This is a genomic window from Hymenobacter sp. IS2118 (assembly GCF_000715495.1).
Taxonomy (GTDB): Bacteria; Bacteroidota; Bacteroidia; order Cytophagales; family Hymenobacteraceae; genus Hymenobacter.
Genome location: NZ_JNLX01000059.1, coordinates 25,594 through 51,633 on the forward strand (window position 1 = coordinate 25,594; position 26,040 = coordinate 51,633).

Below are 26,040 nucleotides of genomic sequence, written 5' to 3' on the forward strand. Positions count from 1 at the left end.
CTTCATTGCAAGGGCATACTCGGCCTGAATCCACCAAACAGCAATGCCGGCCCAACAAAAGCAAGCTGATTCCCAAAGGCCATCAGCGAAATATTTGACCGCTTAAATGCAATAGTACTCGCTTACGTTCACGCTGCTGCTTTCGCCATGGCAAGGGCCATTTTGAACGCACCCCCAATTAAAAAAGCTCACTATCTGCACATTTTGCAAAATAAGGCCCCGCTTACAGTGATTATAAACCGAAACGCTTGATTAGATAAATTATAGATTATTATTAAATTTTTATAAACATGTTTTCCCATTATATTTGCCTGTCTCCGGTTGACTTTCTCTTAAAAATTGAGTTCCTGAGCAACTGCCATAGAATGTAATCGGGACTACTTCACTGGCATAACAATAGCTCAATTAGTGCCTTGTAATTGAGCGGGCCTGATGTTAAAGTACGTTTTTCGTGTTCATCTATCTCATGAAGATTTTCCCTGCTTTTTTGGCTCTTGGGCTGGTGCTGGCTTCCCATACTAGCCGGGCGCAGGATGCCGCCATGAGCCTGACGGGCAACGTGCGGTCCGAAGACCAAAAATCGGTGGCCGGGGCATCTGTCACGGTTATTCACCTGCCTTCGGGTGCGCGCTACGCGGCCGCCTCCAACGCAGCCGGCGGCTTTGCCATTACCAACCTGCCGGCGGGTGGCCCTTACCTCATGCAGGTAGGCGAAGGCGGCTACCGGCCCCAAACCGTGGAAAGCATCTTCCTGGAAAAGGGCAAAACGGCCACTTTCACGGTCACGCTCAGCAAGCTCGACACCGAATCCGGCAGCAAAGCCCGCGCTGGCCGCCAAGGCGCTACCAGAATTTATACTGAGGCCCTGGCAGCGGAAAGTGTGGTCGGCGGCCCGGTTTTAATTACTACGCTGAGCAGTTCGTACGGTCAGGCCAAGGTCCCGCCGCAATCCATCACCGCCGCCATTGCAGCTGCCCCGGTTGTCGCCCCCTCGGCTCCGGCAACCGGCGCCCCCGGCCCCACGGCCAGGCCAGCGCGTTACCGGCGCGGCGCCAGTGTCAAGCCCGAGCCAACCAAGGGGGCCGCGCCGCTCGTCAGTGGCCACTTCGATGCTGCGAGCGGCAACTACATCTACGAAACCGGGCCGCCCATCACGCTCTCCCTGCCTTCCGGCACGGTCATTAAGGCCGTCGGCAACAACTCTACCGAAAGCAACCTCTACCGGTTTCTTGCCAACCCGCAGGCAGAAGTTGACACCGTGGACCTCACCCGCGGCTGGTACAATTTCGACCGGGTATTTTTCCATCCCGGCAAGGCCACGCTCACGGCGGAGTCCATCGGCCAGCTGCGCAACATTGCGGCCCTGCTGCGGGCCTTCCCCCAATCCCGCATCAAACTGGGTGGCTACACCGACAGCACCGGCACCAGCAAGGTCAACCGGCAGCTTAGCGAGGCGCGGGCCCGCACGGCATGGTCCAGCCTCGTCGATATGGGCATCAGCCCCAGCCGCGTCGACGCCCGCGGCTACGGCCCCCGCTACGCCATCGCGCCCAACACCACCGAAGAAGGCCGGGCCATGAACCGTCGTCTGAGCGTGAAAGTGCTGCAGAAGTAAGGCCCTGATTGCCCTGGCTGCGGGATGCCGGGCCGTATCTTCGCGGGGCCGGCCGTACTAAATAGCGGTTTGGCAACGTTCTCCCGGTTGCTATGCCCGTATTTCGTTTTCCGTTCTTTGCCCGCCCGCGGCTGGCCCTGGCGGCGGGGCTGCTGCTCGGCAGCGTGACCGGCGCGCGGGGGCAGGATGTGTTTTTCTCGCAGCCCTTCGCCACGCGCCTCCACACCAACCCCGCCTTCACCGGCCTGGTCGACGATTACAGTGTCACGCTGAGCTACCGTAACCAGTTTCCGCGCCTGTCCGGTGCCTTCGTCAGCACCCAGGCCGCCGCCGACCTGCGCCTGGACCGGCCAGGCCAGCACCACGCCCTGGGCCTGCTGCTGAACCAGGACCGGAGCGGGGCCGTGGGCTACACCCGCCTGGAAGTGGGCGCGCTCTACGCCTACCACACCCGCCTGAATGAAAAGCTGGCCCTCAGCGGCGGCCTGCGGGCCAGCTACGGCCGCCAGCGCGTCGGATATGACAATTTCGTGTTTGGCGACCAGCTGCTGGAAGATGGCACTGTGGTGGGGCCTTCGGCGGAGCTGCTCGATTTTCAGCCCGTTAACTACCTCAGCTTGGGCACCGGTGCGGTGCTATACACCGAGCAGGGCTGGCTCAGCCTGGCCGGCCAGCACCTCAACCAGCCCAACCTGGGTTTCCAGCGCCAAAGCCAGCTGCCGCTGCTGCTGAGCTTATCGGGCGGCTACAAATTCTTCATCATCAAGCCCGGCACCGGGGTGGCCACGCAGGAGGTGAGCTTCACGCCCGTAGCAGCCTATTCGCGGCAGGGCGGTTCGCAACGCACCGAAACGGGCATGTACTTCACGGCCTCGCCCGTGACGCTGGGGGCAGTTTACCGCAATATCTTTTCGCCCGGCAGCGTTGGGTCTCAGCACGTGCTGGCGGCGGTGGCCGGCATTCAGGCGGGTGGCCTGCGCCTGGGCTACAGCTACGATGTGGGGGTGAGCCGCCTGAGCGCCGACCTGGGCGGCGCCCACGAAATAACATTAGCCCTTTATTCGTTTGACCGCCTGGAAAATGCCTATCGTCGGCTAAAACGGCGCGTTTACCCGGTACCGCCTTGTCCGGCATTCTAATTTTTTGTACTATTGTGTCCTAATTGCCCTTGCTAACCCCTCCTTCCTCATAGTAATTTTAACTCTGTTATGAACCTCTCACATTATTTACGCTTGGCCGTAGTGGGTCTGACGCTGGCCAGCTGTGGTCAGGGCGGCCCCCCCACAGCTTCGAAGCCGGGTAAATATTCCTCTACTACGGGCATTGAATATAATACTGAGAAGGGAATGGCCGTGGCCAATTTCAAATCGGTACCAGAGGGCCCAGGGCTTATATTTATTGAAGGGGGCCGCACGGTTCTGGGTTCGCAGTCCGAGGACGTGACCATGACGCACGACAACATCGAGCGCACGGTAACCATTGCCTCGTTCTACATGGACGAAGCCGAAGTAGCCAACATTCACTGGCTCGAATACCTGCACTTTATCCGCACCGACTCGGCCGAGGAGTTTTACCGCTCGGCGCTGCCCGACACCACCGTGTGGGCCCGCGACCTGTCTTTCAACGACCCCTACGTTACCTATTACCTGCGTTACCCCGGCTTCCGCTACTTCCCTGTGGTGGGCGTGAGCTGGCTGCAGGCCGACGACTACTGCACCTGGCGCACGGCGCAGGTGAACCAGCGTCTGGCCAGCGAAGGCGACGAGGAAAGCGGCCCCAAGAAAAAGGGCGGCTTGTTTAGCCGCAAGAAGAAAGGCGACGCGGCGGATGCCGGCGCCGAAGGCACGGCCAGCAACGGCGGTGACGCGAAAACCAATATTTCCATCGAAAACGGCAACGTGCTACCCAACTACCGCCTCCCCACCGAGGCCGAGTGGGAGTACGCCGCGCAAGCTTTGGTAGGCACGCAGGAAGTTGGCAACGAAAACCAGGAGGAGAAGCGCATTTATCCTTGGGATGGTAAAACCACCCGCAACGCCTATGGCAAGACGCAAGGCCAGTTCCTGGCCAACTTCAAGCGGGGCCGTGGCGACTACGCCGGCATCGCCGGTAGCCTGAACGATGGCGCCATGATTACCGAATACATCTACTCGTACCCACCCAACGACTACGGCCTCTACAACATGGCCGGCAACGTGAACGAGTGGGTGCAGGACGTGTACCGCCCCCTTTCGTACCAGGACGTGGAAGACCTGAACCCCTTCCGCCGCAATGGCGTGGCCGACCCGGCCGAGAAATACGACAAGAAAAACTACCAGTCGCTGATTGACGACCATGTGCGCGTGTACAAAGGCGGTTCGTGGCGCGATGTGGCCTACTGGCTGTCGCCCGGCACCCGCCGCTTTATGGCCGAGGATTCGTCCACGGCAACCATCGGTTTCCGTTGCGCGATGATTAACGCGGGCTCAAACAAATAAATCACGGGTTCGTCGGATTAACGACGCATTGCCCGGATTTTGTAGACAACATTAGTATCAAAAAAGGCTTGCCATCTGGCAAGCCTTTTTTGTTTTACATCTTCATGGGAGGTAACGTAGTGCGTCTACAGAGTCCGTGCAATCCGTCGTTAATCCGACGAATCCGTGATTAGGTTAGGCGCAGGCAATGGTGGCGATGCTGATTTCGGCGGCCCCGGCGGCCAGCAGCACGGCTCCGCAGGCTTCGAGGGTGGCACCGGTGGTCAGCACATCATCGACAACCAGGATGCGGAGGCCGGTGATAAAAGCCGGGTTGTCTACTTCAAACACCGTGGCCACGTTTTCCCAGCGCTGGGCCCGGTTCTTTTTGGTTTGGGTAGCGGTGTTGGTGATGCGGCGCAGGGCAGTGGTACTGGCCGGCACTTTCAGGCCGGCGGCCAGGCCCGTGGCGAAGGCAGCAGCTTGGTTGTAGCCACGCTTGGCAAGCTTGCGCGGGTGTAGCGGCACGGGCACGATGAGGTCGAAGTCGGCCGCCAGGCCTGCGGCGTGCAGGTCGGCACCGTAGAGTTGGCCCAGTATGGTGCCTACATCGCGCTGGCCTTGGTATTTTAGCTCGTGCAACAGGTGCTGCACGCGGCCGTGACGTACAAACCGCAGGTAGCTCAAGGCATGGCGAATGGGCAGCTTGCCCCAAAAGCGGCGGCCCAGCGGATTCTGCTCAGGCGGCAGCAAGTGGAAATCGGTGTACGGCAATTCGGCCCGGCAGCTGGTGCAGAGGTGGTTTTCGCCGGTTACCAGCGGCTCGCGGCAGGCCAGGCAGAGGCGCGGGAAAATCAGCCCGATAAAATCGGCGGCCAGGGAGCGGAGCATGGTAGCAGGAGGGCGAAGTTTTGAGCACTAATTTTGGAGGAGCAATGTAACCATCCATTGCCTGTCATGCTCATCTGGCATCCGCGCAGGCGAAGCATCTCGCGTGCCCACGTAATCCAATCGGCTCAACGATGCGAGCGAGATGCTTCGGCTGCGCGGACGCCAGATAAGCACGACGTTTCTGCTTCTATAAAAACCCCCCAATGTCCCAAGTAACCGAATTCAACGAGTACCGCCAGCGGATGAACGAAACCATTCTGGCGGCCGACAACAAGGTCATCAAGCGGTTTTTCAACCTCGATACCAATACCTACGCGGCCGGCGCCATCGACGTAAAAACCAAGGAAATGCTGGGCCTGGCTTGCTCCATGGTGCTGCGCTGCGACGACTGCATCAAGTACCACCTCGGCAAATGCTTCGAGGTGAGCATCAACGACGAGGAGATTTATGAGGTGTTTGCCATTGCCAACATCATCGGCGGCAGCATTGTGATTCCGCACTTCCGCCGCGCCGTGGAGTACTGGGAAATCCTGAAAACGGAAGCCGTGACGCCCGCGCCACCCCACGCCGAACACGCGGTATGAGCGAGGACCTGAGCCCCGCCGAAAACCACGAGTCGGAAGCTGATTTTGAAGCCCGTTGGGAGGAGTTGATGCTGGAAATGGACGCGCGCTTCGGCAAGCGGCCCGACCTGAACGCGCTGCTGCTGCTCATCGGCATTCAGGAGCTGAACCAGGGCATCACCACCTTCACCAAGGAGCAGAAGCAGGACCTGATGCACATTGCCACCTGCCGGCTTTTCAGCCTGAGCGGCCACTACGAGCTGGAACGCACGGACGAGGACGGCTGGCCGCACTACAAGCTGCTGCGCCCCGTGCCCTTCGCCAACCTCAAAGAGCAGGAGCGCATGCTGCGCTGGCACGTGCTGGAGTATTTCCTGCTGGACCCAGGCGATGACCTGTAGCTGAGCGGAACGTCATGTCGCGCGCAGTCAAGACATGACTGTTTCTATCTAAACACCTGAATGAAAATCATTTCCTACAACGTGAATGGCCTGCGCTCGGCCCTGAGCAAGGGCTTGCTGGACTGGGTGGCCGAGGCCGCACCCGACGTGCTGTGCCTGCAGGAAATCAAAGCCGGGCGCGAGGCCTTGGACGTGGCCGGCTTTGAAGCATTGGGCTACCACGCCTACCTGCACACGGCCCAAAAACCCGGCTACAGCGGCGTGGCCACGTTCTCGAAAGTGGCGCCGAAAGCCGTTGTTCACGGCTGCGGACAAAGCTGCTACGACGACGAAGGCCGCGTGCTACGGCTCGATTTCGAAGACTTCTCGGTGCTGAACACCTACATGCCTTCGGGAACGAGCGGGCCGGAACGGCAGACGTTTAAAGTCGAATGGCTACATTTTTTTCGCAGCTACGTAGCTGGGCTGAAGAAGGAAAATCTGCCGCCGTTGCTTATTGGCGGCGATTTCAACTGCTGCCAGACGGCCATCGACCTGCACAACCCCAAGGCCAACCAGAACAGCCCCGGCTACACGCCCGAGGAGCGGCAGTGGTTCCGCGAGTTGCTGGCCGATGGATTCGTGGATACGTTCCGGCAGCAGCACGGCGAGGCCGTGGGCCACTACTCGTGGTGGAGCTACCGGGCCGGCTCGCGCCAACGCAACGTGGGCTGGCGCCTCGACCACTGGCTGGCCGACACCGCCCTGCAACCGCGCCTGACCGGAGCCGGTCTGTTGCCCGACGTGGTGCATTCCGACCACTGCCCGGCCTGGGTTTCGGTAAGGTAGGTGTTTTGGGGTAAGAGGGTTTGGGGGTAGGAGGGTAGGAGGGTTTTTTAGGGCAAAAGGAGTAGGAGAGGTGCATTTGCTATTGTGCACAACTCGCACCCTCCTACCTCCAAACCCTCTTACCCTGAAAACAACCCTCCTACCCCCAAACCCTCTTACCCTGAAAAACCTATCCTGCCCTAAAAAGAAACCAAGCGCCCCGTCGTGATGTATCTTTCCTGAACAAGACCTGATTTATGGCGATGCTGATAGAGCGCGGTGCTGCGGCGGCCGAGTACCCGGCCCTGGCGCGGGTGCGAACGGAGCTGGAGGCTTTCAAGCGCAAGTTTTATCTGAACCTGTTGGTGCGGGGGGCGCTGGTGGCTGTGGGCCTGCTGCTCACGCTGTTTGTGGTGTTCAACGTGCTCGAATACTTCCTGTACCTGCCCACGGCGGTGCGCGCCGGACTGCTGTTCAGCTTTTTGGCGCTGGTGGTGTACAGCTTCGGGCGTTGGATTTGGACGCCCCTGGCCGCCCTCACCAACCTGCGCCGGCTGCTAAGCGACGAGCAGGCCGCCCGCCGGGTAGGGGAGTTGTTCCCGGAGGTGCAAGACCGGCTGCTGAATGCCTTGCAGCTGCAAGGCCAGGCGCGCGACAACGCCTTGGTTGCTGCCAGCCTGGAGCAACGGGCCGCGCAGTTGGGCAACATTTCGTTTGCTCAGGGCATCGATATCAAGCAGCAGAGCCGGCCGCTGTGGAAGTACGCCGCCGTGCCGGTAGCACTACTGCTGGTGCTGCTGGCCCTTTACCCCAGCTTTTTGGTGCAGGGCACCGAGCGCATCTGGCACTACAAGCGGGCGTATTCGCCGCCGGCCCCGTTTCAGTTCGTCATTAAAAATGCTAAGCTGACGGCGTTTCGGGGCGAAGACTTTACGCTGGACGTGGGCGTGACGGGCGCGGCGCTGCCAGCCGAGATGCGCATTGCCTACGGCGAAGGCGAGCGCCGTTTGAGCAAGGTGGCGGGCCGCGGCGACCAGTTCCGCTACACGTTTGAGCAGCCCCAGGGCGACGTGACCTTTCAACTGGAAGGCGCCGGGTTCAACTCGCCCGAGTACACGCTGACGGTGCTGGAACGGCCCAATCTGCGCGATTTCAAGGTCAACATTACCTATCCGAGTTATACCGGCAAGACGGCCGAAACCATTGCGAACGGCGGCAACCTGACGGTGCCCGAGGGTAGCACCGTGCGCTGGGAATTTGCCACGGCCGCTACCGACGAGCTGGCCCTGGTATTCCAGAACCCCGACGAAGTAGTGGCCGCCACCGGCGATGACGGCACGTTTGTGGCCAGCCGGCGGGTGCTGCGCTCGCAGCCTTATTTGCTGCGCCTGAAAAACCCGGCCAGCCTGAACCGCGACCCGATTTCCTATCAGCTCACGGCTGTGCCCGACCTGGCGCCCACGCTAACGCTGGAGGCGTTTTCGGATACCGTGACGCAACGATTTCTGGCCCTGGGCGGCACCGTGCGCGACGATTATGGCCTTACCCGGTTGGAGCTGCACTACCGCCTCATGCGGGGTGGTAATGCGCGGGCGGCGGGCAGCTACGCCACCCGCCCGCTAAGCCTGCCCCGCGAGAGCGCCGGCACCTACGCCTACACCTGGAACCTGAACCCGCTGAACCTGCAGCCCGGCGACCGGCTGGAATACTACGTCGAGGCCTGGGACAACGACGGCGTGCACGGGCCCAAGTCCAGCCGCACGCGGCCGATTGAGTTCCGCCTGCCCGGCCGGCGCGAGATGCGCGAGGAGCTGAACGCCCAGGCGCAGTCGGTGGCCAGCCAGATGAGCCAGGCCGCCAAACAAAGCGAGAAGCTGGAGCGCGAGCTGGCCAAGGCTCAGGACAAGCTGAAAACCAAGCGCGACATGAGCTTTCAGGACCGCAAGCAGCTCGAAAACATGCTGGACGAGAAGCAGCGCATGAACGAGCAGGTGGAGCAGATGCAGAAGATGTTCGAGCAGCTGCAGCAGAAGCAGGACCAGCTCAGCCCCAAAAGCGAGGAATTGGCCAAAAAAGCCGAGGAGCTGAAAAAGCTCATGAACGACCTGCTCGACCCCGAAACCAAGAAGCTCTACGACAAGCTGCAGAAGCTGCTGGAACAGCAAAAGCAGCCCGACGCCGAGATGCAGAAACTGCTGCAGCAGCTCGAAAACAAGGAGGACACCTTGCAAAAAGAGCTGGACCGGGCGCTGGAGATGTTTAAGCAGATGCAACTGGAGCAGAAGGTGGAGGAAACCGCCAATAAGCTGGAAGAGCTGGCCAAGGACGAAGAGCAGCTGGCCGAAAAGACGGCGCAGAACGATAAGGAAAACCCCGATAACAAGGCGTCGAACCAGGAGCAAAAGGCCAAAAACGAGCAGCTCAAGCAGGAGCAGGCCCAAAACCAGCAGGCGTTTGAGGACCTTAAAAAAGAGCTGCAGGAATTGAAGCAGCTGGACAAGGAAACCGGCGACCAGAACGGCATCGACGAGCAGAAGCCCGAGCAGCAGCAGACCGACCAGGACATGGAAGACAGCCAGGAGCAGCTCGGCAAAAACCAGAACGGCAAGGCCGCCGCCAAGCAGAAAAGCGCCGCCAAGCGCATGAAGCAGATGGCCAAGAAAATGCGTGACCAGATGAGCGAGGAGGAAAGCGACCAGGCCCAGCAAAACATCGACGACCTGCGCGACATCCTGGAAAACCTGCTCACGCTGAGCTTCGACCAGGAAGGCCTGATGAAGGATTTCCGGAAGGTGAACCAGAGCGACCCGCGCTTCGTGCAGCTGGGCCAGACCCAACGCAAGCTGCGCGACGACGCCAAGATTATCCAGGATTCGCTGTACGCCCTGGCCAAAAAGGAGCCCAAGATTCAGAGCTTCGTGACCCGCGAAGTGGGCGAGATGAACGGCCGCATGGACGAGTCCCTCACCCACATTCAGCAGCGCGACCCCGGCCGCGCCACCGCCACCCAGCAGCAGGCCATGACCAGCATGAACAATCTGGCGCTGATGCTGCAAAGCTCCCTCAACCAGATGCAGCGGGAAGCCCAGGCCGGCAAAGGCCAGCCCCAGGACGGCCAAGGCAAACCCGGCAAGAAAAAAGGCAAGGGCAAAGGGCAGGGCAAAGGCAACAAGCCCGGCCCCGGCGACATGGGCAAAATGCAGCAGCAGCTAAACGAGCAAATTCAGAAGCTCTCGCAGAGTGGCAAATCGGGCCGCGAAATGTCGCAGGAGCTGGCCAAGCTGGCCGGCCAGCAGCAGATGCTGCGCCAGGCCATGCAGCAGCTCGACAAAATGCAGCAGGGCGCGGGCAAGCCCGGCGGCAAGGCGGGCCAGGGCAAAGAAGGTGGCAAGGAAGACCAGGAGGGCGGCGCCAATGGCAAGGACGGCAAAGGCGAAGAGGGCGGCGGCGGCACCGGCGAGCTCAAGAAAATGATGGAGCAAACCGAAACCGACCTCGTGAACAAGCGCCTGACCCAGGAAACCATCCTGCGTCAGCAGCAAATTCTCACCCGCCTGCTCGAAGTAGAGAAGTCGGCCCGCGAGCGCGACCAGGACACCAAGCGCGAAGCCCAGTCCGCGCAGGTAAAGACGCCTGTTTTTCCACCTGGCTTCGATAAATACAAGGCAAACAAAGAACGCCAGACGGAATTACTACGTAGTACACCCCCGAGCCTTACTCCGTACTATCAACGCGAAGTAGGTGAGTACTTTCAGAAGATTAAATAGGCGTTGCCCTACTTATCAGCCGGTTCTTCCGCTTATCGCAAACCGATAAGCGGAAGTCTGCCGTACTATCTACTACTTTTGCCGCCCCTAACACGCTGCCGCCCTTCCCATCAAACCACCTTATGAAGCAGGTAAAAATTCAGATTCCGTCGCTCGTCGAAAACATCCGCGTGGTGGAGAGTTTTATCGATAATTCCAAGGATACCTTTCATATTGAGGACGATATCTACGGTAACATTATGGTGGCCGTGACCGAGGCGGTGAACAATGCTATCCGTCACGGCAACAAGTTCGACAAAGACAAGAACGTCTACCTGTCGCTTTACGTGGAGCCGCAGCAGCTCAAGTTTGAGATTGAAGACGAAGGTGCCGGCTTCAATTACGACAACCTGGACGACCCCACGGCGCCCGAGAACCTGGAAAACCCCGGCGGCCGCGGTATTTTCCTCATCCGCCATTTGGCCGATGAAGTAGAATTCAGCAAAGAAGGCCGCCGCGTGCAGCTCACGTTCCAGCTCACGGCCGCGTCCGTGGACGAAAGCCCCGCTACCGACCACCTCGCAGCCTAAAGCAGCATGAACAGCCACCCGCCGGTGGGGCCTCCCCACCACGAAACCCCGCCCGGCGACTTGCACCACGAGGCCCCGGGCATCGAGTTTATGGTGGAAGACGCGCCCGAATTTGAGCTCTCCGACGCCGAGGAGCTCATCAGCTGGATTGAGCGCGTGGCTGCGGTGCATGAGCACCGCATTGTGCAGCTCACCTACATCTTTTGCTCCGACGACTACCTGCACCAGCTCAACGTGGAGTACCTCGACCACGACACGCTGACGGACGTTATCACCTTCGATAATTCCGACGATGCCGACATCCTGGAAGGCGACATCTTCATCAGCGTGGAGCGGGTGCGCGACAATGCCAAGGACCTGGGCGTGAGTTTCCGCGACGAGCTGCACCGCGTCATGATTCACGGCGTGCTGCACCTGCTGGGCTACCACGACAAGGACCTGCTGAGCCAAACGGCCATGCGCGCCAAAGAGGACCACTGCCTTTCGCTACGCACGTTTTAGGGCACCGTTTTTCAGACTGCTAACGCCCGCCTTGTGGGAAGTTTGGCATTGCCAACCCGGCTGGCTGCGATAGCTGGGCCATTGTTTGTTTGCCCCGTTTTATGTCCGCTTCTTCTCCTGCGCCATCCTTTATTCGGGGCGAAGCTTTGGATTATTACCTGGCACAGGGCTACTACCGCATGCAGCAGGACCTGTTCACCTGCCAGTTTGTGCCTTTTGATGGCCGGATTTACACCGCCCACTGGCTGCGCGTGGTGCTGGCCGACGTGCAATGGGGCCCCGAACAGCGCCGCCTGCTGCGCCGCAACGCCCGTTTCGCGGCCACCGTTCAGCCGTTTCGCCTCACCGCCGAGTACGAGGAGCTGTACACGCGCTACCGGAATGCCATCACCTTCGATGCCGCGCCCAGCGTGGAGGCCGTGCTGCTGGGCGGCGAGGCGCACAACGCTTTCAATACCTACACCATCGAGCTGCGCGATGCCGGACGCCTCATCGCCGTCGGCATTTTCGACCGCGGCGACCGCAGCCTGGCGGGCATCCTCAACTTCTACGACCCCACTTACCACCGCCACAGCCTCGGCAAATACCTGCTGCTGCTAAAAGCCGACTATGCCCGCCGCCTGCGGCTGGACTATTATTATCCCGGCTACGTGGTGCACGACTACCCCAAATTCGACTATAAGCTGTTTCTTAGTTCCTCAGCCACGGAAGTATTCGACTGCGTGCGGGGCCAGTGGCAGCCATTTTCCTGGGACGCAGTAGCCGCCCATTCGGCCGAGCTGCTGGCCGAGTGGCTCCCAGAGGAACTGCGCAGCCCTGAGCAATAACGTTACGGGCGCTGCCATTACGTTGCGCAATTACGGCGGCGTGGTTGCGGCGCGGCGCCTATCCTGAATTGCGTAATTTTGCAGGAACGCGCCTTGGCGCGTTCTGCGTTAGAACATTCAGCGTTGGCTCAATTCTAAATTATACCGCGTCGGTGCGGCACACCGAACGCGCTCTGGCGCGTTCCTACAATTATGTTTCAGCAAGAAGAATACGACGTTATTGTAGTAGGCGCGGGCCACGCCGGTTGCGAAGCCGCCGCCGCCGCCGCCAACCTGGGCTCGAAAGTGCTGCTGGTAACGATGAACATGAACACCATCGCCCAAATGTCGTGCAACCCGGCCATGGGCGGCGTGGCCAAGGGCCAGATTGTGCGCGAAATCGACGCGCTGGGCGGCCAGTCGGGCATCATCACCGACCAGACCATGATTCAGTTTCGGATGCTGAACCGCTCCAAAGGCCCCGCCATGTGGAGCCCCCGCGCCCAAAGCGACCGGATGCGCTTCGCCGAAGCCTGGCGCCTGACCCTGGAAGGCATAGCAAACGTGGACTTCTGGCAGGAAGCTGTGACCGGCATCGTGGTGGAAAACGACGTCTGCGTGGGCGTGAAAACCCAGCTCGGCATTGAGTTCCGGGGCAAGTCGGTGGTGCTGACGAACGGCACGTTTCTCAACGGCCTCATTCACATTGGCGAGAAGAACTTTGGCGGCGGCCGGGCCGCGGAGAAGGGCAGCCGCGGCATCACGGAGCAGCTGCTGGAGCTGGGCTTTGAGGCCGGCCGCATGAAAACCGGCACCCCGCCCCGCGTGGACGGCCGCAGCCTCGACTACTCCAAAATGGAAGTGCAGGGCGGCGACGAGGTGCCCAGCAAATTCTCTTACCTCGACACGCCGCGCCTTACGCAGCAGCGGCCCTGCTACATCACCTACACCAACGAGCGGGTGCACGACATCCTGCGCGAGGGTTTCGAGAAGTCGCCCATGTTCCAGGGCCGCATCAAGGGCCTGGGGCCGCGCTACTGCCCCAGCGTGGAGGATAAAATCAACCGCTTTGCCGACAAGGACCGCCACCAGATTTTCGTGGAGCCGGAGGGTTGGAGCACGGTGGAATGCTACGTGAACGGCTTTTCGAGCAGCCTGCCCGAGGACGTGCAGTACCGCGCCCTGCGCGAAATCGCGGGCTTCGAGCACGCCAAGATGTTCCGGCCCGGCTACGCCATCGAGTACGACTTCTTCCCGCCCACCCAACTCAGCCTCACGCTTGAAACCAAGCGGATTGCGGGGCTGTATTTCGCGGGCCAGATAAACGGCACCACGGGCTACGAAGAAGCCGCCTGCCAGGGCCTGATGGCCGGCATCAACGCCCACAACAAGGTGCACGGCCGGCAGCCCTTCGTACTCAAGCGGAGCGAGGCCTACATCGGCGTGCTCATTGATGACCTGGTGAACAAAGGCACCGACGAGCCTTACCGCATGTTCACGAGCCGGGCCGAGCACCGCATTCTGTTGCGCCAGGACAATGCCGACCTGCGCCTCACGCCGCTGGGCCACGAGCTGGGCCTGGCTTCGGACGCGCGTCTGGCGCGCGTGCGGATGAAGGAAGCGCAAGCCGCCGAGCTGGCCGAGCTGCTCCAGAAATTCGCCATCGAAACCACCGAAATCAACCCGCTGCTCACGGAGCTGGGCTCGGCCGAAATCCACGAAAAAACCCGTGCCGTGAACCTGCTGCGCCGCCCCAACGTGGAACTGGCCGACCTGCGCCGGGCCCTGCCCGCGCTGGATGCCGCCTTGGCGGCGTTCGATGCCGAGGCGCTGGAACAGTCCATCATCAACATCAAGTACGAAACCTACCTGCAGAAGGAGCACCAGCAGGCCGCGCGCCAGCAGGAGTTGGAAAACTTTGTGATTCAGGGCCGGCTCGACTACCGGGCCATGCCCGCGCTTAGCCACGAAGCCCGCGAAAAGCTCCTCAAGATTCAGCCCGAAACCATTGGGCAAGCCTCGCGCATCAGCGGCATCTCCCCGGCCGACGTGTCGGTGCTGATGGTGTATTTGGGGCGATGAAAACCGGAGAAGCAGCTAGTAATTGGTCTCGCTTCCTGTTTTGGACGGGTCTGCTGAACGGGCTAGTTTTGTGCGGACTGCTGATTAGCTACCGGTCTGAGGAAACTCACTTCTGGGCAATGGGTTGCTGGCTCCTGCTGCTGGCACAAGGGCTGCTGGCCATTGTGGTTATGGTTCGCAGACTCCTGAATCGACGGTGGGGCCCGGCCTTGGTCTGGCTGCTGTGGGCTGGTCTGGGATTGGGGCTTTGGGTCATCGCCACACTGCCGGTACTGGTGCTTAACGGAGCCGGCACTACGATTGATGGGCCACTACTGGGTAGCCCGGAGTGAATCTGACCGTGCAGATTCGCTGTATCGCCGACCTGATTTCATACCAAGATAGTCCAGAGCAAATGGAGCAACGGCCTACTGTAATTCAGGCCGCAGCCTTATTGTAGCCCCAAAAGCCTATTTTTGCTAGTGCAATACAAATAGCGGCCTGATGCAAGTCAGGCTGCTTCGCTTATAGTCTGAACATCTGCCCTGTGTCCTACGAACGATTAGAAAACTGCCCGATTTGCGGCAAAACAGATTTCAAGAACAAGCTGGTGGTGGAAGACCGCACGGTGAGCCACGAGAGTTTCGCCATTGTGCAGTGCGCGGCGTGCACGTTTCAGTTTACCAACCCCCGGCCCGGCGCGGCCGATATTGGCCGCTACTACGAGTCGGACGCCTACGTTTCGCACAACAGCAGCGCGGCCGGCCTGGTGAACCAGGCCTACAAAGTGGCCCGGTTTTTCACCATGCGCCGCAAGGTGGGCCTGCTGAATAAGTACGCGCCCCGCCGGGGCAAAATGCTGGACTACGGCTGCGGCACGGGCCATTTTCTGGCTGCGGCCAAGGCTGGGAGCTGGCAGGTAGCGGGCCTGGAGCCCAGCCCGCGCGCCCGGCAGGAAGCCAGCCAGCGCCTCGGCCAGCCCATCGGCGAACAGGAGTTGACGGCATTTGAGCCCGGCACTTTCGATGCCATTACGTTGTGGCACGTGCTCGAACACGTGCACACCCTCAACGAAACCCTCACCCAGCTCACGGCCTTGCTCAAGCCCGATGGCGTGCTGCTGATTGCTGTGCCCAACGTGGAAAGTCTCGACGCCCAGCACTACCGCGAGCTGTGGGCGGCCTACGACGTGCCGCGCCACCTCTACCATTTTGCGCCCAAAACCATGACCCAGCTGCTGAAAAAGCACAAGCTGGTTGTCAGTGAAACCTTGCCTATGCCGCTGGATGCCTACTACGTGAGCATGCTCAGCGAGAAGCACAAGGCCGAGCGCGCCGGTGGCCTGCTCACGGTGCTGAAGGCGGGCTACAAGTCGAACCAGTACGCGGCGCAGCACGAAGGGCAGTATTCGAGCCTGCTGTACGTGGCCCGGCGGCGCACCCCGGCGGCCTGATGCGGCGGGCGGCACGGTTGGGGCTAATGCTGGCGCTGGCCACCGGTGGGCTGCCAGCATTAGCCCAGACCCTGCCCGCGCCAGCTGCCTCAACGCGGCCCGATTCGGTAAAAATTGCGCCGCCCACGTTCGTGGTGGATACCGCCCGCAACGTAACCGTCGTTACGGCCGAGCCCAGCGAGGTGGTAACCCGGCCGTTGGCGTGGCGCATCGGGGCCGCCATTCTTGTCCTTACGCTCACCACGTTGCTGTTGTATAATGTCCGTTCGCGCTGAATTGCTGGCTTTGCTGGCGCTGGTTGCCCTGCTTGAAAGCTGCGCCGCCGTGGCCCCGCCCCTGGGTGGCCCGCGCGACCGCACGCCGCCGCGCCTCATCGGCAGCTCGCCCGATAGCGCGGCCCGCAACGTGAAGCAGCTGTTCGTGCGCCTCGATTTTTCGGAGCCCGTTGTCACCAAGGAGCTGAGCAAAAACCTGCTCATCACGCCCCAGCTGGCCGCCGACAACCCTTACAAGCTGCGCGAGGACCGCAACTCCATCACCCTGCTTTTCGAGAAGCCGCTCGACGCCAATACCACCTACAGCATCAACTTCCGGGATGCCGTGGTGGACATCACCGAAGGCTTACCGGCCAAAAATGCCGCCCTCAACTTCAGCACCGGCGCCGTGCTGGACTCGGGCAAAGTGAGTGGCACCGTCACCGATTTGCTCACCACCAAACCCGTGGCCGAGGCCAGCATCGGCCTATACCGGGCCGCCGATACGGCCGGGGTGCGCCGCGGCCGGCCCTACTATTCCGTGCTCACCGATAAGGAAGGCAAGTTCAGCCTGGGCTTTCTCAAAGCCGGGGAGTATAAGATTTACGCCGTGGCCGACAAGAACAACAACGGCCGCTTCGACGATGGTGAGAAAATAGCCTACCTGCCCGCCCCCGTCGCCATTGGCGGCGACAGCACCCGGCCGCTGGCACTGGTCCTCACCCAACCCGACCAGCGCCCACCCCTCAGCACCAGCCGCCAGTACAGCCCCACGCAGCTGCGCCTGAGTTTCAATGAGGGGCTGCGCACGGTGGCTTTAGCGCCGGTGGGCCCGGCCTCGCCGGCCGTGGCGGAGGCCGTTTTGCTGGCCGACCGCGGCAAGTCCGTCGTCATTTTTAAGACGCCGTCCGTGGGCGATGGCCGTTTCCTGCTCACGGCTACCGACAGCACGGGCAACGTGCTGCGCGATACCCTCAACCTGAAGTTTCCGGTACCCGCCGCCACGGCCAAAAAGGCGGCCGCTCCGGCCCTGTATTCGGTAGAAGGCAGCCCGACCGCCGTGTACCCCGAGGGTCAGGTCAAGTTCTTGTTTAGCGTGCCGTTGCGGATGGCTCCCGATAAGCCATACGGCACGCTCGTCGAGGACTCGACCAAAAGCCGACCGCTGCGCCTGCCCGCCGATGGCACCCTCAGCGCCGACCGCACCCAGCTCGCCGTGCGCTTCAAATCGAAGGCCAAAACCCGCCTCGAAATCGTGCTCGATACCACGGCCATCACCGCCATTACCGGCGAGCGGCTCCGGTTGAAGCCCCTGCGGCTGGGCATCAGCGAGCAGGACGTTTCCAACAGCTTGTCGGGCACCATCACCACCAAGGAACAGAATTTTGAGCTGCAATTGCTGGACGATAAGCTGCAGGTGGTGGCCAGCCTGGCCTCGCCCAAGGGCTCGTATCTGTTTGCCAACCTCGCGCCGGGCACCTACCGCCTGCGGGTGCTGGTAGACCGCGACGGCGACGGCAAATGGCGCAACGGCGACCCCAACCTGCTGCTGCCCCCCGAACCGGTGTTCCTCGACCCGCGGCCCCAGCAGGTGCGGGCGGGCTTCGACATCGTGACTCCGCTGGCTTTTTAAGGTCGCCACACACCTAAAACCCTTCTCCTTTTCGTCGGCCGGCCGCCTGGGCCGCTGGCGAAAGGAGAGGGGTTTTCTCGTTTCGGCGGGTCCGGTATAAGCAGTGCGAGCCCGCCAAAGGCAGCCGATTCGGAGCCAAAAGCCACCTTACATAGCATTTGCTTCATATTCTGGGGATAAGTGGGTAAGCCTGCTGAAAACAGCAAATCGGGTCGTACTTACCCACATTCGTGGATAACTTATGGCTGTTTCCAGTTACTGGCGGCCTTTTTCAGGGATAATCCACCGGTTTTCCACGCGGTTTTCCACACTCACTTTCCGATGTGGGCGATTTCGGGGATAACCTGGGGGAAACAGTACCGCAACACGGGGATAAGTGGGGTAGAAGTTTTTTTGGTGGTTTCGGGCGCCCGACAGGGAAAAACGGCGGGGGATAACCGTGGATAACTTCCACACCCCAGACGGCCTTCCCACAACCCGGTTTTGGCGGGGATAATGAAAATGTGGAAAGCAGGTGGAGATGTTGAAAATGCAGTTAACGTATTGCAAATCAAATTTATATTTTCCACAATGCCGGTGGATAGCGCGGGGATAAGCCCTTTGTTACCCCCACGTTTTCCACGCTGGGGATAACCCTCCGAGCTTATCCACTTATCAACCGACCTAATGAGTGGAAATAAAAAAGGTTTTTTAGAAAAAAGATTTAACAAAAAAATAGAGTTGGGGAAAACCCGAGTAAAGGGTTTGAGCCGCGGCCCCGGTTCAAGGGTTTGAGCCGCCGGCCCCGGTTCAAGGGTTTGGTCCCGGTTCAAGGGTTTGAGCCGCCGGCCCCGGTTCAAGGGTTTGGTCCCGAGTAAAGGGTTTGAACCGCCGGCCCCGGTTCAAGGGTTTGGTCCTGAGTAAAGGGTTTGAGCCGCCGGCCCCGGTTCAAAGTTTTGGCCCCGAAAAAGCAGCTCAGCCAAAAAACTGAAAACGGGGCTTGCGGCAAAGGCGCCGCATCCCACGGCCGGGCACTTTGCGTATAGCAACGCATGCCGTTCGACTATACCCTCGATTTCCACACCGTTGATTTCCGCCAGCACCCCGAGCTGTACCGCGTGGGCCGGGGCGAGCAGGGCGTGCTGCTGGTGCAGCCCTACAAGGGCGAAATTCTGCCCCACTGGCGCTTCAAAGACGCGGCGGCGGCCACGGAGTCGTCGGAAACGATTTACGGCCTGTTTGAGGCTTATTTGAAGGCCGACGATTTTGTGGGGGCCGACATGGCCCGGAAATTCATTCAGATGGGCTTTACCCGCGCCCGGCGCTACGCCAACCACCGCGGCGGCAAAAAGTACGACGGCCCGGTGCCGGCCGACAAAAAGGGCCAGAGCGGCGCCCACGGCCGCGCCGAGCTGCCCCGCACCACCGACCCCGACCCGGACAAAGTAGAAGCCGCCGCCATTTTCAAGCGCAAGTGGGACGAAGCCAAAACCCACCCTGAGTACCTGCATCAAAAAGAAGCCTTTGTGGAGAAATACGGAAAGTGAGCTTTACCGTGGTTAATGTTCAACGATTGGCGGTCAACGGTTGGCGGTCAATGGTGCAGCACCGCCTGGTAGTCCCGGCCACGGCGGCACATCGACGAAAACCCATTAGCCATCAACCGCTGACTGCTGACCGTTAATCACTGAAACCTACCTTTGCTTTCTCCCCCTTCAATCCAACCCGTATGAACACCCCGCAACCTTCCAGCATCGACGAAAACGAAATTATTCTGGGTACCGGCATGGGCCCCCTGCGCTTCGGTGCCACCATGGACGAGGTACGTACCCTAGTCGGCGAGCCCGAGGAAATTGAGGAATCCGACGACGACGACGACTTCGAGCACCAGGCCTGGAACTACCACGAGGAAGACTACCTGCTCTCGCTCTACTTCGACCGCGAGGACGACTTCCGCCTGAGCTGCATCGAAACCGACAACCCCAACATCCGCCTCTTTGGCGAGGCCATTCATGGCAAAACGCTTGATGAGGTGAAGGCCCTCATGCAGCAGCACGGCCAGGTGAATCCCGAAATGGAAACGATGGAAGAAGGCGCTGTCCGACTCTCCTACGAGAAGTCGATGATAGACTTGTACTTCGAGGAGGGCCAACTACTTTTCGTGAATTTCGGCGTTTTCATCAACGACGAGATGGAAGTGCAGTGGCCTAAATAGTGTCGGGTTATCCACATTTAAGCCTATTTTATCTGTGGATAAGTGGATAAACTACTAAAAACAGTAGAGTTATCCCCCGAAAAGCTGATGTTGATAGCAAACTCCGCATTGCTAACTAACCGAGCATAAGAAAGGCTGCCCCGTTGAAGGGCAGCCTTTTTTGTGTTCTGAATGCGGCAAAAGCACTAGCCAATAACAGCGCGGAAGAGCAGGAACAGCAAACCCGACAGCACCATCGTGACGGGCAGCGTGAGCACCCAGGCCAGGGCAATGGTGCGCACCATGCCGGGGTTCACGTTCTTCACGCCGCGGCTGGCCACCATGCTGCCCGCGATGGACGAGGTGAGCACGTGCGTGGTAGAGCTGGGCAGGCCTACGGCCGTGCTTGCGCCTATCATCATGGCGGCCACGAGCTCGGAGGAGGCGCCCTGCGCGTAGCTCAGGTGCTCCTTGCCGATGCGCTCGCCGATGGTTTTCACGATGCGCTGCCAGCCTATCATGGTGCCGGCGGCCAGCGAAACGCTCACCATGAGCAGCACCCACCACGGGGCGTAGTCGGTGAAGCTTTTCATCTCCTTGATGGCGCCGTCGTAGGTGTTGCGGTCGGCGGTGCTCAGGCTCACTTTTTCGGAAGCGAGCAGCTTTTTGGCCCGGTTGCCGATGAGCAGAATGTCGCGCCGAATCTCGAAGCGGGTCTGCCGGGGCAGGTCTTCGATGCGGGTGGTATTGGCAAAAATGCGGTCCATGTCGGCGGTCTGCACCTGAATTTCGGCCAGCATTTTCTGGTCGGCGGGGCTAAGCTCGTTGCGGTTCACGCGGCTCATCACCTGCTCTACCTGGGCCAGGGAGGCGCGCAGGTCGAGCGGGTTTTTGCTTTGGTCGAGGGCAAAAAAGCTGGGCACGATGCCGATTAGAATCAGCATGATGAGGCCCACACCCTTCTGCCCGTCGTTGGAGCCGTGGAAAAAGCTCACCAGCGTGCAGGTCACAATCAGCATCAGCCGAATCCACAGGGGCGGGGGCTTGCGCTTGTGGGGCTCCTTAAAAATGGCTTTGTTGCGGATGAAGCGCTTAAAGAGGAACATCATGCCGATGGTGAGCGCGAAGCCCAGCAGCGGCCCCACGAGCAGGGCAATGCCCGTTTCACCGGCCTTGCCCCAGTTCACGGCCGCGCCGCGCGACTCGGGCAGCAGCGAAAAAGCAATGCCCACGCCCAGGATGGAGCCAATAAGGGCGTGCGAGCTGGACGCCGGAATGCCGTAGTACCAGGTGCCCACGTTCCAGATGATGGCGCCGATGATGAGGGCACCCACCATAGCGATGCCGTGGTACACGTTGGAATCGACCAGGCTTTCGACGGGCAGCAGGTACACGATGCTCATGGCCACGCCAATACCGCCGGCAAACACACCGATGAAGTTCCAGAACGCCGACCACACCACCGCGACCCAAGGCCGCAACGTGTTGGTGTAGATAACGGTGGCCACAGCATTGGCCGTGTCGTGGAAGCCGTTGACGAACTCGAACGCGCAGGCCGCCAGCAGGCATACGCCGAGCAGCAGCAGTACGTGGGGTTCTAAACCAAACATAGACAGGGAATTGGTGAGTAGTTAAATTGAATCATGGAGCAAAGGTAGGACGGTAGGGCACAGAGGGTATGTTACCGAATTGTGACGTGGGCACCGGGCTACCGTGCCGTTCGGCTCAGGCGTCAGATTTTGCGCCTTGTACGCACAAGTTTCAGCTTGGGCCACCTCGGCCTACTTTTGTGGGTATGAACCCAGCATCTGAACCCGCGCAACTCAAGGACATTGTGGCCCACGCCAAGGAATACGGCTTCGTATTTCAATCATCGGAAATCTACGACGGCCTGGCCGCCGTGTACGACTACGGCCCCAACGGCGTGGAGCTGAAAAACAACCTCAAGCGCCTGTGGTGGGAGGCCATGACGCAGCTCAACGGCAACGTGGTGGGCATCGACGCGGCCATTTTCATGGACCCGCGCACCTGGGAGGCCAGCGGCCACATCGCCGGCTTCAACGACCCGCTGATTGACAACCTCGATAGCAAGAAGCGCTACCGTGCCGACGTGCTGCTGGAGGAAAAAGCTGCCGAGTACGAAAACGCCGGCGACCCCGCCAGTGGGGCCGCTCTCACCGCCGAAATGGGCCGCCTGCTCACGGCCAACGACCTGAGTGGCGTGCGCCAGCTTATCTTGGATGAAAAAATTCTCTGCCCCGTTTCCAAAACCGGCAACTGGACCGAGGTGCGCCAGTTCAACCTGATGTTCAGCACCCAGGGTTCGGCCGTGGACTCGGATGCGCCGCCCGTGTACCTGCGCCCCGAAACGGCCCAGGGCATTTTCGTGAACTTCCTGAACGTGCAGAAGTCGGCCCGCATGAAGGTTCCGTTTGGCATTGCCCAAATCGGCAAGGCGTTTCGGAACGAGATTGTGGCCCGGCAGTTCATTTTCCGGATGCGGGAGTTTGAGCAGATGGAGATGCAATTCTTCGTGCGCCCCGGAACCGAAGGCGAGTGGTACGACACCTGGAAAGCTTCGCGCCGCAAGTTTCACGAGGCGCTGGGCCTGCCCGCCGCCAAGCTGCGCTTCCACGACCACGACAAGCTGGCCCACTACGCCAAGGCCGCCGTGGACATTGAGTATGAATTCCCCTTCGGCTTCAAGGAAATGGAGGGCATCCACTCACGTGGTGACTTCGACCTAACCCAGCACCAGACCCTGAGCCGCAAAAAGCAGCAGTACTTCGACGCCGACATCGACCCGGCCACCGGCAAGGCCTACGGCAACTACGTGCCCTTTGTGGTGGAAACCTCGGTGGGCGCTGACCGCCTGTTCCTGGCCACGCTCTGCAATGCCTTCGAGGAGGAAACCATTACGGAAGGGGAGGGCGACGCCCAGACCACCAAAACCCGCACCGTGCTCAAGCTGCACCCCGCCGTGGCCCCGGTGAAAGCGGCCATCTTCCCGCTGGTGCGCAAAGACGGCATGCCCGAGAAAGCTCAGGAAATCTTCGATGCCCTGAAGTTCGATTTCCGCCTCGTGCTGGAGGAGCGCGACGCCATCGGCAAGCGCTACACCCGCCAGGACCTCATCGGCACGCCCTTCTGCATTGTGGTCGACGGCCAGACGCTGGAGGACGACACCGTGACCGTGCGCCACCGCGACTCCCGCGAACAAACCCGCATGCCGATTTCGGAGCTGAAAAGCTACATCGGCGAGGCCGTGAGCTTTAAGCGGATTTTCGAGCAATTGTAAGGAGCCGGACTTCACCCCAAGTCCCAGAGTAAACACGTTCTGCTCCTAGTGCCCTCGACGTACGCCTCTTCCCCTAACCCCTTCTCCGAAAAAGGAGAAGGGGAACTAGTGCTAGCTCCGATTTCTAATTTTAAGACTAAAATTTAGTCCCCCTTCTCCTTTTTTGGAGAAGGGGCTAGGGAATGAGGCGTGCGCAGAGAGCGTCAAAAACAGAACGTATCCACTCTGGGGGCTGAGGCGAGGTTGCCCCGCGCTGCGCTTACGTAACTTTGCCGCTTATACCAAGGAATTTATGTGGGAGCGCCTCGCTTATTTCATCATCCGGTTTCGTCTGTCGCTGATTGCCGTGTTGGCCGTCATCACCGTGTTCATGGCCTGGAAGGCCAAGGACGTGGAAATGACCTACGACTTTGCCCAGGTGGTGAGTCCGAACGACCCGGATATGATTTATTTCCAGGACTTTAAAAAGCGGTTCGGCGAAGACGGCAACGTGCTGGTGCTGGGTTTGCAGGACAGCTCGGTGTACAAGCTGGGCAATTTCAACGAGTTCCGCCGGCTCACCGATACCCTCGCCCGCATCGAGGGCGTGAACGGCGTGCTCAGCGTGAGCAAGCTGCTGAATATCAGCAAAGACACGGCAAATAATAGCTTCCGGGCCACGCCCATCTTCAAAACGGCGCCCCGCACTCAGGCGGAGCTGGATAGCCTGATGCGGGTGGTGAACCGCGTGGAATTCTATAAGGGCCAGCTCATCAGTCCCGTGACCGGGGCCACGCTGCTGGCCCTCACCATGGACCCGAAGTACCTGAATTCCTCGCGCCGGCAGGCCGTGATGAACAACATTCTGGGCTTTGCTTCGCAGTTTGAGAAGAAAACCGGCATCCGGCTGCACTACGCCGGCCTGCCCTACGTGCGCTCTACCATGACGAGCAAGGTGGCCTCGGAAATGAAGTTTTTCACCATTCTGGCGATGGTGGTGACGGGCCTTACGCTGCTGGTGTTTTTCCGAACGTGGTCGGCGGTGGTGTTCCCGCTCATTGTGGTGGGCGTCACGGTTATCTGGTGCATTGGCTCCATTGTACTGCTGGGTTTCAAAATCAACCTGCTCACGGGCCTGATTCCCAGTATTATCGTCGTTATCGGTATTCCGAACTGCACCTACCTGCTCTCGCGCTACCACTACGACTACCGAAAATCGGGCAACCAGATGCTGGCCATGACGCGGGTCATCCGCAAAATCGGCCTCGTCACACTTATGAACAATACGACCACGGCCGTGGGCTTCATCGTGTTTGCCTTCACCGATATTGCCATTCTCTACCAGTTCGGGCTGGTGGCCACGGTCAACATTTTCGCGGCCTTCATCATCAGTTTCATTCTGATTCCGGCGGTGTTCAGCATGTTGCCGCCGCCCACGCCCAAGCAACTGGAGCACCTCGACGCCAAGCCGCTCACCAAGCTACTGGAGTTTTTCGACCACCTCGTTCTCGACCGCCGGCCCACCGTGTACGTGGCCGCGCTGGTGCTGATTGCGGGCGCCGCCTTCGGCATTTCGCGCATCGAGTCGGTATCGTACATGGTAGACGACCTGCCCAAGAAAAGCTCCGTTAACGCCGATTTGGCCTTCTTCGAAAGCCATTTCAACGGCGTGATGCCGCTGGAATTTGAAGTGGATACCCACAAAAAGCGCGGCCTGCTCAAGCTCAAGAACCTCGAGAAAATCGACCAGTTCGAGAAGTTTCTGCGTACCCAGCCGGAGCTGTCGCCGCCCGTCAGCTTGGTCACTTTCCTCAAGGCCAGTACGCAGGCTTTTTACAACGGCGACCCGCAGTTTTTCCGGCTGCCTGATAATTCGGAGCGCCCCTACATTCTCACCGCCCTGGCCAACTCCAAGGGCGCCGGCAACGAGGCGGGCATGAACAGCAAGCTCCTGCGCTCCTTTGCCGACAGCACCGGCCAGAAGGCCCGCATCAGCCTGAAAATTGCCGACATCGGCTCGCAGAACCTCGATTCGCTGATGAACAAGCGCATCCTGCCCGAGATGAACCGCATTTTCAACGGTTCGGGCATGGACATCCGGCCCACTGGCACGACCATCATCTTCACCAAGGGCAACGAGTACATCATTCACACCCTACGCGAAAGCCTGTTTCTGGCCTTCGGGCTGGTGGGGTTGGTGGTGCTCATTCTCTTCCGCTCGGCCCGTACGGTACTCTTTGCCCTCATACCCAATGCCGTGACGCTGGTGCTGACAGCCGGCATCATGGGCTTTTTCAACATTCCGCTCAAGCCTAGCACGGCCCTCATTTTTGTGATTGCGCTGGGCATCGACGGCGACAACTCCATTCACCTGCTGGCCAAGTTCCGGCAGGAAATGGCCCTCAACGGCAACCGCGTGCGCGAAGCCGTATCGGTGACGTTGAGCGAGGCCGGTACCAGCATGATTTACACTAGCATCGTGCTGTTTGTGGGCTTCAGCATCTTCGCCTTCAGCGAATTTGGCGGCACCAAGGCCTTGGGATTGTTAATGTCGGCGTCGTTGTTAATTACCAACTTCTCCAACCTGATTTTGCTGCCCGCCATGCTCATCACCTTCGACCACGGCAAGGGCAACTCCATCGACAACAACGCGTTGATTCGTCATTACGACGATTCTTACATCGAAGAAGACGACGATGCCGAACTGAACCTGGCCCGCATGAAAAAGGAAGGCGACTACTCCGGCGATTACACGATTTGATTTCTCAGCTGTTAGCCATTAGCTAATAGCTGTCAGCGTTTTACACCATTCG

General features: G+C 60.0%; 21 protein-coding genes. 19 read left to right on the top strand and 2 right to left on the bottom strand.

Annotated features, from left to right (window positions below; all coding sequences use genetic code 11):
- Positions 1–466: 466 nt before the first annotated feature.
- The 3 genes from GM79_RS03825 to GM79_RS03835 all read left to right on the top strand — a co-directional run bounded on the left by GM79_RS03825 (position 467) and on the right by GM79_RS03835 (position 4,092).
- Entirely contained in the window at positions 467–1,615 is a 1,149-nt protein-coding gene (locus GM79_RS03825; protein WP_035559512.1) for an OmpA family protein, read from the top strand.
- A gap of 92 nt (positions 1,616–1,707) precedes the next feature.
- Complete coding sequence (locus GM79_RS03830) at positions 1,708–2,754, top strand: PorP/SprF family type IX secretion system membrane protein (protein ID WP_051718477.1); 1,047 nt, start codon at positions 1,708–1,710, stop codon at positions 2,752–2,754.
- A gap of 69 nt (positions 2,755–2,823) precedes the next feature.
- Complete coding sequence (locus GM79_RS03835) at positions 2,824–4,092, top strand: SUMF1/EgtB/PvdO family nonheme iron enzyme (protein WP_035559516.1); 1,269 nt, start codon at positions 2,824–2,826, stop codon at positions 4,090–4,092.
- Between the two features lie 174 nt (positions 4,093–4,266).
- Here the strand turns inward: GM79_RS03835 and GM79_RS03840 are convergent, their stop codons facing one another.
- Entirely contained in the window at positions 4,267–4,962 is a 696-nt protein-coding gene (locus GM79_RS03840) for a ComF family protein (RefSeq protein WP_035559520.1), read from the bottom strand.
- Positions 4,963–5,165: 203 nt separating this feature from the next.
- Here GM79_RS03840 and GM79_RS03845 point away from each other — a divergent pair, with 203 nt between their 5' ends.
- The 14 genes from GM79_RS03845 (at position 5,166) to GM79_RS03910 (ending at position 19,971) form a co-directional block, all read left to right on the top strand.
- Positions 5,166–5,546, top strand: a complete 381-nt coding sequence (locus GM79_RS03845; protein WP_035559524.1) for a carboxymuconolactone decarboxylase family protein — start codon at positions 5,166–5,168, stop codon at positions 5,544–5,546.
- Complete coding sequence (locus GM79_RS03850; protein WP_035559527.1) at positions 5,543–5,926, top strand: hypothetical protein; 384 nt, start codon at positions 5,543–5,545, stop codon at positions 5,924–5,926. Before GM79_RS03845 ends, GM79_RS03850 begins: the two co-directional genes overlap by 4 nt.
- Positions 5,927–5,986: 60 nt before the next feature.
- Complete coding sequence (locus GM79_RS03855; protein WP_035559530.1) at positions 5,987–6,754, top strand: exodeoxyribonuclease III; 768 nt, start codon at positions 5,987–5,989, stop codon at positions 6,752–6,754.
- 236 nt (positions 6,755–6,990) lie between these two features.
- Entirely contained in the window at positions 6,991–10,500 is a 3,510-nt protein-coding gene (locus tag GM79_RS03860) for a DUF4175 family protein (RefSeq protein WP_235183911.1), read from the top strand.
- Positions 10,501–10,622: 122 nt separating this feature from the next.
- Positions 10,623–11,069 (top strand): ATP-binding protein, encoded by a 447-nt coding sequence (locus tag GM79_RS03865; protein ID WP_035559534.1) that lies wholly within the window; start codon positions 10,623–10,625, stop codon positions 11,067–11,069.
- A gap of 6 nt (positions 11,070–11,075) precedes the next feature.
- Positions 11,076–11,570 (top strand): rRNA maturation RNase YbeY, encoded by a 495-nt coding sequence (gene ybeY, locus GM79_RS03870; protein ID WP_081867541.1) that lies wholly within the window; start codon positions 11,076–11,078, stop codon positions 11,568–11,570.
- Positions 11,571–11,671: 101 nt separating this feature from the next.
- Complete coding sequence (locus GM79_RS03875) at positions 11,672–12,397, top strand: arginine-tRNA-protein transferase (RefSeq protein WP_235183912.1); 726 nt, start codon at positions 11,672–11,674, stop codon at positions 12,395–12,397.
- 192 nt (positions 12,398–12,589) lie between these two features.
- Positions 12,590–14,458, top strand: a complete 1,869-nt coding sequence (gene mnmG / locus GM79_RS03880) for a tRNA uridine-5-carboxymethylaminomethyl(34) synthesis enzyme MnmG (RefSeq protein ID WP_035559536.1) — start codon at positions 12,590–12,592, stop codon at positions 14,456–14,458.
- A 119-nt stretch (positions 14,459–14,577) separates the two neighbouring features.
- On the top strand, positions 14,578–14,790 hold the full coding sequence (locus GM79_RS24590; protein WP_152559810.1) for a hypothetical protein: 213 nt from the start codon (positions 14,578–14,580) through the stop codon (positions 14,788–14,790).
- 194 nt (positions 14,791–14,984) lie between these two features.
- The gene (locus GM79_RS03890) at positions 14,985–15,890 is read left to right on the top strand and encodes a class I SAM-dependent methyltransferase (protein WP_035559542.1); all 906 of its coding nucleotides are present in this window, start codon (positions 14,985–14,987) and stop codon (positions 15,888–15,890) included.
- Entirely contained in the window at positions 15,890–16,165 is a 276-nt protein-coding gene (locus tag GM79_RS03895) for a hypothetical protein (protein ID WP_152559811.1), read from the top strand. The genes GM79_RS03890 and GM79_RS03895 overlap by 1 nt, the downstream gene beginning before the upstream one ends.
- A complete protein-coding gene (locus GM79_RS22725) occupies positions 16,149–17,777 on the top strand; it encodes an Ig-like domain-containing protein (RefSeq protein ID WP_051718479.1) in 1,629 nt (542 codons plus the stop codon). Before GM79_RS03895 ends, GM79_RS22725 begins: the two co-directional genes overlap by 17 nt.
- Before the next feature lie 1,031 nt (positions 17,778–18,808).
- The gene (locus GM79_RS03905) at positions 18,809–19,303 is read left to right on the top strand and encodes a DUF4385 domain-containing protein (RefSeq protein WP_035559547.1); all 495 of its coding nucleotides are present in this window, start codon (positions 18,809–18,811) and stop codon (positions 19,301–19,303) included.
- Between the two features lie 182 nt (positions 19,304–19,485).
- On the top strand, positions 19,486–19,971 hold the full coding sequence (locus GM79_RS03910) for a hypothetical protein (RefSeq protein ID WP_051718480.1): 486 nt from the start codon (positions 19,486–19,488) through the stop codon (positions 19,969–19,971).
- 185 nt (positions 19,972–20,156) lie between these two features.
- Here GM79_RS03910 and GM79_RS03915 read toward each other — a convergent pair whose 3' ends face one another.
- Complete coding sequence (locus tag GM79_RS03915; RefSeq protein WP_035559550.1) at positions 20,157–21,560, bottom strand: inorganic phosphate transporter; 1,404 nt, start codon at positions 21,558–21,560, stop codon at positions 20,157–20,159.
- A 185-nt stretch (positions 21,561–21,745) separates the two neighbouring features.
- Between GM79_RS03915 and GM79_RS03920 the strand changes: the two genes are divergently transcribed.
- Both GM79_RS03920 and GM79_RS03925 read left to right on the top strand, forming a co-directional pair.
- Positions 21,746–23,248 carry a glycine--tRNA ligase gene (locus GM79_RS03920; protein ID WP_035559553.1) on the top strand — a complete coding sequence of 501 codons (1,503 nt, stop codon included), beginning with the start codon at positions 21,746–21,748 and terminating at the stop codon, positions 23,246–23,248.
- A gap of 292 nt (positions 23,249–23,540) precedes the next feature.
- Positions 23,541–25,988, top strand: coding sequence for an efflux RND transporter permease subunit (locus GM79_RS03925; RefSeq protein ID WP_035559557.1), 2,448 nt, complete (start codon positions 23,541–23,543; stop codon positions 25,986–25,988).
- Positions 25,989–26,040: the final 52 nt, after the last annotated feature.

Excerpts from the sequence above, each read along its gene's own strand:
- GM79_RS03825 (WP_035559512.1), top strand. The coding sequence starts at position 467 with ATGAAGATTTTCCCTGCTTTTTTGGCTCTTGGGCTGGTGCTGGCTTCC.
- GM79_RS03830 (WP_051718477.1), top strand. The coding sequence starts at position 1,708 with ATGCCCGTATTTCGTTTTCCGTTCTTTGCCCGCCCGCGGCTGGCCCTG.
- GM79_RS03835 (WP_035559516.1), top strand. The coding sequence starts at position 2,824 with ATGAACCTCTCACATTATTTACGCTTGGCCGTAGTGGGTCTGACGCTG.
- GM79_RS03840 (WP_035559520.1), bottom strand. The coding sequence starts at position 4,962 with ATGCTCCGCTCCCTGGCCGCCGATTTTATCGGGCTGATTTTCCCGCGC.
- GM79_RS03845 (WP_035559524.1), top strand. The coding sequence starts at position 5,166 with ATGTCCCAAGTAACCGAATTCAACGAGTACCGCCAGCGGATGAACGAA.
- GM79_RS03850 (WP_035559527.1), top strand. The coding sequence starts at position 5,543 with ATGAGCGAGGACCTGAGCCCCGCCGAAAACCACGAGTCGGAAGCTGAT.
- GM79_RS03855 (WP_035559530.1), top strand. The coding sequence starts at position 5,987 with ATGAAAATCATTTCCTACAACGTGAATGGCCTGCGCTCGGCCCTGAGC.
- GM79_RS03860 (WP_235183911.1), top strand. The coding sequence starts at position 6,991 with ATGGCGATGCTGATAGAGCGCGGTGCTGCGGCGGCCGAGTACCCGGCC.
- GM79_RS03865 (WP_035559534.1), top strand. The coding sequence starts at position 10,623 with ATGAAGCAGGTAAAAATTCAGATTCCGTCGCTCGTCGAAAACATCCGC.
- ybeY (WP_081867541.1), top strand. The coding sequence starts at position 11,076 with ATGAACAGCCACCCGCCGGTGGGGCCTCCCCACCACGAAACCCCGCCC.
- GM79_RS03875 (WP_235183912.1), top strand. The coding sequence starts at position 11,672 with ATGTCCGCTTCTTCTCCTGCGCCATCCTTTATTCGGGGCGAAGCTTTG.
- mnmG (WP_035559536.1), top strand. The coding sequence starts at position 12,590 with ATGTTTCAGCAAGAAGAATACGACGTTATTGTAGTAGGCGCGGGCCAC.
- GM79_RS24590 (WP_152559810.1), top strand. The coding sequence starts at position 14,578 with ATGGGTTGCTGGCTCCTGCTGCTGGCACAAGGGCTGCTGGCCATTGTG.
- GM79_RS03895 (WP_152559811.1), top strand. The coding sequence starts at position 15,890 with ATGCGGCGGGCGGCACGGTTGGGGCTAATGCTGGCGCTGGCCACCGGT.
- GM79_RS22725 (WP_051718479.1), top strand. The coding sequence starts at position 16,149 with ATGTCCGTTCGCGCTGAATTGCTGGCTTTGCTGGCGCTGGTTGCCCTG.
- GM79_RS03905 (WP_035559547.1), top strand. The coding sequence starts at position 18,809 with ATGCCGTTCGACTATACCCTCGATTTCCACACCGTTGATTTCCGCCAG.
- GM79_RS03910 (WP_051718480.1), top strand. The coding sequence starts at position 19,486 with ATGAACACCCCGCAACCTTCCAGCATCGACGAAAACGAAATTATTCTG.
- GM79_RS03915 (WP_035559550.1), bottom strand. The coding sequence starts at position 21,560 with ATGTTTGGTTTAGAACCCCACGTACTGCTGCTGCTCGGCGTATGCCTG.
- GM79_RS03920 (WP_035559553.1), top strand. The coding sequence starts at position 21,746 with ATGAACCCAGCATCTGAACCCGCGCAACTCAAGGACATTGTGGCCCAC.
- GM79_RS03925 (WP_035559557.1), top strand. The coding sequence starts at position 23,541 with ATGTGGGAGCGCCTCGCTTATTTCATCATCCGGTTTCGTCTGTCGCTG.